Genomic DNA, 8,539 nt, shown 5'->3' with positions numbered 1-8,539 from the left:
GACCCGCCATTAACACCGATGCGAATTGGAATGTTGCGCTCACGCGCAGCATCAACAACGGCTTTGATTCTGTCTTCACGGCCAATGTTGCCCGGGTTAATGCGTAAACAGTCAGCGCCGTATTCAGCAACTTTTAGTGCTATGCGATAATCGAAATGAATGTCAGTAACCAGAGGGACAGAGCTGCGTAATTTGATTTGTTTGAAAGCTTCAGCCGCTTCCATTGTCGGTACCGAAACCCGGACAATATCAGCTCCGGCCTGAGCCAACGCATCAATTTGAGCAACGGTAGCATCAACATCGGTTGTTTCAGTATTTGTCATAGACTGCACAGCAATCGGTGCGCCATCGCCAATAGGTACATTACCTACATACAAACGGCGTGAAGGACGGCGTTTAATTGGATTTTCGTGCATCATAACCTTAAATTGACCTCTACTACTCTGTCGGCACGGTAAAGCGCGCAACACGGCCCGTACGGAACTGGCTCATATCAACGGCATTACCGTTAAAACTTACGTTAACTGCTTCGGGTTTACATAGTGTAACCGAAAATGGAGCCTCGCCCGGTACCGGCATGCGATAGCCCGCTGCTTTAACACCAACGGCCTGAGTTTCACCGGTGGCGTCATCAATTTTCACCCAACATTCTTCATTAAAGTCTAAAACCAAACTGGGTGAGCTCGCTTCAGGCTGCTCAGATTGCTCTGCCGCCACCTGAGCGGCTTCCATCGGCTCAGCATCAGCTTCTGCTGACTGAGCTTCAGGGGTAGCTTCTTCAGCACTCTCAAGAGACGAATCATTATCTGTCTCTTCGGTAACCGGCTCCGGACCTGCTAAGGTGTCGCCCGTCGACTCGCTATTCAGTTCTTGAGCTTCTGCAGTCGGTTCCTGAACAGATTCAACAGCAACGTTAGTGTCTTCGGCTTCAACATCTGACTCTAATACAGCGTCTTCTTCGTCAGGCCGGATTTGTGGCTCGGTCGGCTGATTCGAAATTTCAATACCGCCAACACTGTCGGCTTCACCATCGGCATCCGTCGGAGCAACTTCTGAACTTTCCTGAGAGCCGTTAGCTTTTTCATTAAAACCAAGGTCAGGCTCCTGCCACCACCAAATAACTAAGGCAATAACAACAATAATGACCACGTATGTAATCAGCATTAAGCGGTTATCGTTTTCCTGATGCTTCTTACGTCGTGAAAAGCTCTGCATCTGGCTACTTTGAACTTCTTGAAAGCCTTTTGCCTTGTAGGCCTGAAATAACTCAGTGTCGTCCAGATCCAATAACTTGGCGTAAGCTCTTAAATAACCTTTAATAAAAGTAGGCGTCGAAAAAGTTGAGTAGTCATCGACTTCCAGCAACTCAATGATCTGCTTTCTCAAACGCAGTTGGTCTGCAACCTCGCGCTGGCTTAGGCCTTTTGCTTCACGAGCTTCTTTTAGTATTTGTCCAGGACCCTTGCTCGGCATTTGTTCTGTTTCTTTTACCGCTTCAGGTTCTGTTTTTTCGTTATCTTGTGTTGGTTCGTTTTCAGCAGTCATGATTGTAAGGGGTTTCCCTGTTATGGTTGAGCTGCGTCGTGACTTCCTCGTGCCAGGCATTCGGCTCTGTTTTTCCTGGCCCGGTCGTGATGTGAATACTTACTATCCAACCTCACTTTATCAAAATACGTCAGTGCTGTTTTCCAGTCACCAGCCACACACAGTGCAACCGCATAGTTATTGTACAATGCACCGCTCATAGGTTGCCATGATAATGCCTGTTGGTAAAGTGACAAAGCTGAATCAACGTCATTTGTCGATAAATACCATTGCCCTAAGGCAAGGTTGGCATCCAGAGACTGAGGGTTATTCTTTAATGCGGTTTGCAAATGTGGATGCGCAAGTTTTAACTTCCCTTGCGCTAAGTAAGCAAGTCCCAGCTGCAACCGTACATCTTTACCCTCAGAAACCGACTGTTCAGGGTTAGCGGTACAACCATATAGCACTACGGCTATCAATAATAAAGCGGCTCGCATTATCACACTCCTTGTGCCTGCGATTCTGTTAATTTACGCGGTCTTTACAGCTATTGCTTCTCCACCACGCTGTTTCTGCTGACGCTTCAGTATGCGTTTTGTACGATCAATGACGTCGCCGACCAATTGTCCGCAAGCTGCGTCAATATCGTCACCCCGGGTTTTTCTTACCATTACAGTAAACCCATACTCCATCAGTACCTTAGCAAAACGGTCAATACGCGAGTTGCTGGAACGGCCGTAGTCCGAGCCCGGGAACGGGTTAAACGGAATAAGATTAATTTTACTTGGGGTATCTTTTAATGTTTTCGCCAGCGCATGCGCTTGATCAGTTGAATCATTCACATGGTCCAGCATGACATACTCTACCGTTACTTTACGCTGAGCTTTTGACTGCTCAACATAACGACGGCTCGATGCCAGAAATTCTTCAATATTGTACTTCTTATTAACAGGTACAATTTCGTTACGGAGCTCATCGTCTGGTGCATGCAGCGAAATTGCCAGCATGACATCAATGCGTTCACGTAACTTTTCCAATGCGGGAACAACACCGGAAGTACTTAAAGTGACACGACGCTTTGATAAACCAAAGCCCAGGTCATCTAACATTAACTCCATTGCCGGAACAACATTGTTTAAGTTAAGCAGTGGTTCACCCATGCCCATCATGACAACGTTCGTTACGGGTTTAATTCCGGTTTTTCCATAAGCCCCTAAAAGCTGGTTCACCCGCCACACCTGGCCGATAATTTCTGCCACGCTTTGGATAGATAACTTTCTACCGTAGTTATGGTTACATTGAGCGAGATGGAACAAATCTTGGTAAAGGGATGTGTCGCTTTGTTCGTGAACAGCCCTAACAAACAAATATTATCGCCAGCAAAAAGCGCTGGNNGTTACGGTTAAAGCCCTGAGCCCCTGTTGAGCAGAAAGTGCACTCTAAAGCACACCCAACCTGAGAAGACACGCACAAAGTAGCGCGGTCACCTTCGGGTATCCATACCGTTTCCACGTCCTGACCGTCAAACAAAGTCATCGCGAACTTAATGGTGCCATCTGACGACTGCTGTTGTTCACGAATTTCAGGTGCGCGAATCTCGGCTACTTGCTTGAGCTTTTCACGCAAAGCTTTATTGAGATTCGTCATCTCATCAAAGTCATCGACACAAAAGTGATACAGCCATTTCATAACCTGTTCGGCACGAAACGGTTTCTCACCCATTTCACGAAAGAATTCTTTAATCCCCTCACGATTCAGGTCGAGTAAGTTCACTTTTTTATCTATTGCGTTGGTCATAAAGCTCCAGTGTTCTGGTGTAGCCTGACGTTCCCGTCAGGCTATATTTTCTTACGTCTTAACGAGTGCGCTGGCAAACTTCTTCGTCGCTGAAGAAGTAAGAGATTTCGCGCGCAGCAGATTCAGTTGCATCTGAACCGTGTACCGCATTTTCGTCTATAGTTTCAGCATAGTCGGCACGGATAGTTCCTGCCAGTGCTTCTGCAGGATTCGTAGCACCCATAATGTCACGGTTTTTACGCACAGCGTCTTCACCTTCAAGAACCTGAACAACGATAGGACCTGAAGTCATGAATTCAACCAAAGCGCCAAAGAAAGGACGTTCTTTGTGTTCAGCGTAGAAACCTTCCGCCTGTTCTTTGCTTAAGTGCATCATTTTAGCACCGACAATGCGTAGGCCAGCAGATTCAAAACGGTTGTAGATAGCGCCGATTAAGTTTTTTGCAACTGCATCAGGCTTGATAATTGATAGAGTGCGCTCTAAAGCCATGGTTATAAACTCCAATAAAATAAAGGGATAAATTAGTCGCGCGGATTATACGTGAGATCAGCGCAGAAATCGAATACCCAGTGATTGTTTTTTCACTTATTCTCAGCTAGGATGCTAAAACAAATTAGCCATATAGACGTCTATTTGACGATAAGGAGTTCTGACATGGCGAACAATGAATACCAACAAGCTACTCTGGGCGGCGGCTGCTTCTGGTGTGTTGAGTCTGCCTTCCTTCAGGTAAAAGGCATTCAGTCGGTTAAATCCGGCTACACGGGTGGTCATACGCCAAACCCCACTTACGAACAAGTTTGCACGGGAAACACGGGCCACGCAGAAGTCGCTCAACTCCAGTACGATCCGGAGCAGATCTCTTACCGTCAAATCTTAGAAATCTTTTTCACCCTGCACGATCCGACTCAGGTGAATCGCCAGGGTAACGATGTTGGCACGCAATATCGCACATCAATCTTCTATCATAATGACGAGCAAAAACGAGAAGCCGAGAAAATTATTGCTGAGCTAGAGGCTGACGATGCATTTGCAGCGCCTATAGTAACGGAAGTCACCGAGTTAGGGACCTTTTATCCGGCGGAGGATTACCACGAAAACTACTACGCCAGAAACCCGGAAAACCCGTATTGTCAGGCGGTCATTTCACCTAAGCTGGCTAAGTTCCGCAAAACCTTTGCCGGCATGCTGAAAGACTAAGCAGCCCCTCGCAAGGTACCGATAGTGCGGTGGATAAGCTCTACTGCACTGTCGATATCGTCTTCGGACGTATAACGGCCAATACTAAAGCGCAATGAGCTCATTGCCAGCTCATGTTCAACGCCTAATGCTCTCAGCACATACGAAGGTTCAACGCTGGCCGACGTGCAGGCCGAGCCCGACGAAAGCGCAAGATCTTTTAACGCCATTAGCAGCAGTTCACCATCAACTCCGGCAAAGCTGATATTGGTAATATGCGGAACCCGTTGCTGGTCAGAGCCATTCAGGGTTACACCTTCTAGCTGACTAACACCCTTCCATAACCGCTGCTGCAGGTTTTTAACCCGCACAGGCTCCAGCTCCAGCTCATTACGAGCAATTTCAGCCGCAACGCCCATGCCGACAATCTGGTGGGTTGGTAAGGTACCCGAACGCATACCCCGTTCGTGACCGCCGCCATGCATTTGCGCAAGTAGCCGAACTCTGGGCGTACGACGCACATAGAGCGCCCCAATACCTTTAGGGCCATACATTTTGTGAGCAGAAAGTGACATTATATCGACCGGCAACTCAGCCATATCCATAGAAACTTTACCGGAAGCCTGGGCAGCATCAACGTGGAATAAGGTGCCATTTTCACGACAAAGCTGCCCAATAGCAGCAATGTCCTGAATAACGCCAACTTCATTATTAACCAGCATAACGCTTACCAGGACGGTATCTTCACGCAGAGCTGAGCGGAACAAATCCATATCCAGCAGTCCGTCGCTGCCAACGTCCAGGTAAGTAACTTCAAAGCCTTCTTTTTCTAACTGAGCGCAAGTATCTAATACTGCCTTGTGTTCAGTTTTCAGCGTAATAATATGCTTGCCTTTATCTGAGTAATACTGAGCCGCACCTTTTATTGCCAGGTTATCCGATTCAGTAGCGCCGGAGGTAAACACAATTTCGCGCGCGTCGGCATTGATTAAATCAGCAACCTGATGCCGGGCAACATCAACGGCTTCCTCAGCCTGCCAGCCGTATTTATGTGAACGTGACGCAGGGTTTCCGAAGAGACCATCCTGAGTTAAACAGCCCATCATCTTCTCTGCTACAACAGGATCTACAGGGGTGGTTGCAGCATAATCAAAATAAAGGGGTAGCTTGGGCACTTCGTTGCTCCTGACAAACTAAAGACAATATTAAAGATGTGAGTTTAACTTAATTTCTTCTTCACTTTTATTATGAAGTGAATTTTGCCGACTCAGAACATCACCAACATCGCGCTTTTTCATCAGTTCAGCCAAGGTAATGCCGTCCAGGAAGTCCGCTATGCGGTCGCTTAAGCCTTCCCACAACGAATGTGTCAAACAGCGCTCACCGCCCTGGCAGTTAGCTTTACCCTGGCAACGAGTCGCATCAATAGATTCATCAACGGCATGAATGACTGCACCAACAGAAATATCGGTTGCCGGGCAACCCAGACGATAACCACCGCCCGGACCACGTACACTGTCCACCAGCCCGTGCTTACGCAAACGCGCAAACAGTTGCTCTAAATACGACAGAGATATTCCCTGACGCTCAGAAATGTCCGCTAACGGCACAGGACCATTTGCCGTAAAAAGCGCAACGTCCAGCATAGCTGTAACTGCGTATCGACCTTTTGACGTCAGGCGCATGGTGGTTTCCTCTGGTGTTTAAATCAGCATAATATGTTATGAAATTTTACATTCCTGACTATTTTAGTCAAGTATTGCCTGTCGATTTATCCACCGAGGCTAAAATACCCCGCAAAATATTAATTTCGTTCTCTTCCGGCCGGGCACGGGTGAATAAGCGGCGTAATTTCGTCATTACCTGCCCCGGGTGCTGACGCACAATGAACCCTGTTTGGCTCAATGTTTTTTCAAGGTGCTCGTAAAACCGTTCTAAATCTTCGGCTCTTGGATACTCCGGTAATTCTCCAGATCTGTGTTGTTGCGATTCCAGCCACTGCATGCGCAGTTCATAGCACACGGTTTGTACCGCCATAGCCAGGTTCAGAGAACTGTAATCCGGGTTTGTTGGTATATGCAGGTGGAACTGACTTTGCTGCAGCTCTTCATTGGTTAGGCCACTGTTTTCACGACCAAATACTAAAGCCACCTCGTGCTGTCCTACTTCTTCCAGCACTTTGCCAGCACACTCACGAGGCCCTAAAAGCGGCCAGTCCAGCGTACGGTTACGAGCACTGGTCGCAATAACCAGACCGCAATCGGCAATCGCTTCTTGCAAGGTGTCCACAATAGTCGCCGATGCCAAAATATCAGTTGCACCAGCCGCCAAAGCGGATGCGTGACTGTCCGGCTCCTGCACAGGGTCTACTAACGTTAATTTAGACAGTCCCATGGTTTTCATGGCACGGGCAACAGAGCCTATGTTCCCGGTGTGAGAAGTGTTCACCAGAACAATACGAATGTTATCAAGCATGGCGTTTCCCTTGGATTTTTCTCGACTTATGGAAAAGTTTGGCATGATACCGTAACACTGGTATGATCCGCGACCGAAAATTGTTCTTTTACAGCACAGGTAATTGGTATGCATCCGATGTTAAATATTGCGGTGCGCGCAGCGCGTGCGGCCGGCAAAATTTTAGTTAAAAATTTCGACCAGGGCAGCCCTGTTGAAGCCGAATCAAAAGGCTTAAATGACTGGGTTACTGAAATGGATAAAGCCGCAGAGCAGGCTATTATCAACACTATCAAAAAGTCCTACCCGGACCATGGCATCATTGCAGAAGAAAGCGGTACCCAGGCTGGTAAAGAAAATGACTTCCAGTGGGTTATCGATCCGCTAGACGGCACCACCAATTACATGCGCGGTATTCCCCACTTTTGTATTTCTATTGCTTTGCTTCACAAAGGCTCTGTTCAACAGGCCGTTGTGTATGACCCTATGCGCGAAGAACTCTTCACCGCATCTCGCGGGGCAGGCGCTCAGCTGAATGGCCGTCGTTTACGTATTTCACCGAAAGTGGAATTAAAAGGCGCAATTATTGCTACCGGGTTCCCATTCAAAATGAAAAACCGCTTACCAGAATACCTGGATATGTTCAGCAAACTGTTTGAACACTGTGCTGACGTACGTCGCGCAGGCGCAGCCGCTTTAGATTTAGCTTACGTAGCTGCTGCACGCCATGATGCTTTTTGGGAAATGGGTTTAAAACCCTGGGACATGCTGGCCGGCGAATTATTAATTCGCGAAGCAGGTGGCATAGTCAGTGACTTTCAAGGTGGTCACAACTACATTCAGTCAGGCAACATAGCAGCCGGTGCGCCAAAAGCATTAAAACAAATGCTGGCACAAATTCGCTAAGCTGTTTTTCAGTCGCTAAAAAGCAAAACGCCGTCTGAGCTAACCCAGACGGCGTTCTTTTTTATAATTCGATTTCTTCCAAATCGAGCTCTAGCGAGTAATCCATTTCAGAGAGTTCTTCCCGCAACCGGTACTTCTCTTTTAGTTGTTCTATTTCACGCCATTTACGTTTTGCGGCGCGACCCTTTCCAGACTTGTCATTTACCTTTTGCAGTTCTTCGGAATTATCCATGGTATGACCCTCTGCTTTTTTGATACAACTTTTTTAATTATGGTATTAGCGCTGCAGTTAATCTGTTCGTTAACAAAAAAACCACAACTCATAAGTACCACACACCAGGACACATTAAAAGGACTTTGTTACGGTTTTGTTAACAGGTTGTGGCAAAGGTATGAAGAATCATTGGTTAGTATTACTAAACCGTCATTTGCTTAAGTTCTACTAGCTGCTGCACGACTTTCTCTACATTTGAGGGTGCCCGCTTGGGCTGATAATTCAATATATATTCAACCAGTCCTTTACGTTCAAGAACAGGCACGCTGGGTGGTGAAGACAGTTTAACCCGTGCACTGCGGTGCGAGAAAAACACAACGCCGTCTATCCAGGTTGATGCGCGGTTTTTCTTCAGGTGCTCAGCTAAAACATGAACCTGTTTTTTTAACTGTTTTATTGGATTG

Annotated in this window: 10 protein-coding genes and 3 pseudogenes; 2 read left to right on the top strand and 11 right to left on the bottom strand. The window is 47.1% G+C overall.

Going from position 1 to position 8,539, the window contains the following annotated elements; all coding sequences use genetic code 11:
* The 6 genes and pseudogenes from B3180_RS10275 to ndk all read right to left on the bottom strand — a co-directional run.
* A pseudogene (locus tag B3180_RS10275) lies at nucleotides 1-419 on the bottom strand (flavodoxin-dependent (E)-4-hydroxy-3-methylbut-2-enyl-diphosphate synthase); the annotation flags it as partial.
* A 19-nt stretch (nucleotides 420-438) separates the two neighbouring features.
* Nucleotides 439-1,545, bottom strand: coding sequence for a RodZ domain-containing protein (locus tag B3180_RS10270; protein ID WP_278358469.1), 1,107 nt, complete (start codon nucleotides 1,543-1,545; stop codon nucleotides 439-441).
* A 20-nt stretch (nucleotides 1,546-1,565) separates the two neighbouring features.
* Nucleotides 1,566-2,021: a tetratricopeptide repeat protein gene (locus tag B3180_RS10265; protein WP_054489336.1), complete on the bottom strand. Its 456-nt coding sequence runs from the start codon at nucleotides 2,019-2,021 to the stop codon at nucleotides 1,566-1,568.
* Nucleotides 2,022-2,054: 33 nt separating this feature from the next.
* A pseudogene (gene rlmN, locus B3180_RS10260) lies at nucleotides 2,055-2,786 on the bottom strand (23S rRNA (adenine(2503)-C(2))-methyltransferase RlmN); the annotation flags it as partial.
* Between the two features lie 102 nt (nucleotides 2,787-2,888).
* Nucleotides 2,889-3,321 (bottom strand): annotated as a pseudogene (locus tag B3180_RS10255) (bifunctional tRNA (adenosine(37)-C2)-methyltransferase TrmG/ribosomal RNA large subunit methyltransferase RlmN); the annotation flags it as partial.
* A 58-nt stretch (nucleotides 3,322-3,379) separates the two neighbouring features.
* Nucleotides 3,380-3,811 (bottom strand): nucleoside-diphosphate kinase, encoded by a 432-nt coding sequence (gene ndk, locus B3180_RS10250; RefSeq protein WP_011235266.1) that lies wholly within the window; start codon nucleotides 3,809-3,811, stop codon nucleotides 3,380-3,382.
* A gap of 165 nt (nucleotides 3,812-3,976) precedes the next feature.
* Here ndk and msrA point away from each other — a divergent pair, with 165 nt between their 5' ends.
* Complete coding sequence (gene msrA / locus B3180_RS10245; protein WP_278358468.1) at nucleotides 3,977-4,522, top strand: peptide-methionine (S)-S-oxide reductase MsrA; 546 nt, start codon at nucleotides 3,977-3,979, stop codon at nucleotides 4,520-4,522.
* On the opposite strand, the gene B3180_RS10240 is transcribed toward msrA, so the two are convergent.
* The 3 genes from B3180_RS10240 to trmJ form a co-directional block, all read right to left on the bottom strand.
* Nucleotides 4,519-5,676, bottom strand: coding sequence for an IscS subfamily cysteine desulfurase (locus B3180_RS10240; RefSeq protein ID WP_286844353.1), 1,158 nt, complete (start codon nucleotides 5,674-5,676; stop codon nucleotides 4,519-4,521). The two genes, msrA and B3180_RS10240, sit on opposite strands and share 4 nt — an antisense overlap.
* Nucleotides 5,677-5,706: 30 nt before the next feature.
* Nucleotides 5,707-6,186, bottom strand: a complete 480-nt coding sequence (gene iscR / locus B3180_RS10235; protein ID WP_054489344.1) for a Fe-S cluster assembly transcriptional regulator IscR — start codon at nucleotides 6,184-6,186, stop codon at nucleotides 5,707-5,709.
* 67 nt (nucleotides 6,187-6,253) lie between these two features.
* Entirely contained in the window at nucleotides 6,254-6,976 is a 723-nt protein-coding gene (gene trmJ, locus B3180_RS10230) for a tRNA (cytosine(32)/uridine(32)-2'-O)-methyltransferase TrmJ (protein WP_273022653.1), read from the bottom strand.
* 108 nt (nucleotides 6,977-7,084) lie between these two features.
* Here trmJ and suhB point away from each other — a divergent pair, with 108 nt between their 5' ends.
* Nucleotides 7,085-7,861, top strand: a complete 777-nt coding sequence (gene suhB / locus B3180_RS10225; protein WP_054489349.1) for an inositol-1-monophosphatase — start codon at nucleotides 7,085-7,087, stop codon at nucleotides 7,859-7,861.
* A gap of 61 nt (nucleotides 7,862-7,922) precedes the next feature.
* On the opposite strand, the gene B3180_RS10220 is transcribed toward suhB, so the two are convergent.
* A complete protein-coding gene (locus B3180_RS10220; protein ID WP_074930865.1) occupies nucleotides 7,923-8,093 on the bottom strand; it encodes a DUF3545 family protein in 171 nt (56 codons plus the stop codon).
* 184 nt (nucleotides 8,094-8,277) lie between these two features.
* The coding region (locus B3180_RS10215) for a nuclease-related domain-containing protein (RefSeq protein WP_286844349.1) at nucleotides 8,278-8,539 on the bottom strand (262 nt) is incomplete at its 5' end.

Origin of the sequence: Idiomarina sp. UBA4206 (assembly GCF_002383015.1) — a bacterium.
GTDB classification, from domain to species: domain Bacteria; phylum Pseudomonadota; class Gammaproteobacteria; order Enterobacterales; family Alteromonadaceae; genus Idiomarina; species Idiomarina abyssalis.
Note: the sequence above shows the minus strand (reverse complement) of the source record. Positions and strands in the feature narration are given on the sequence as shown.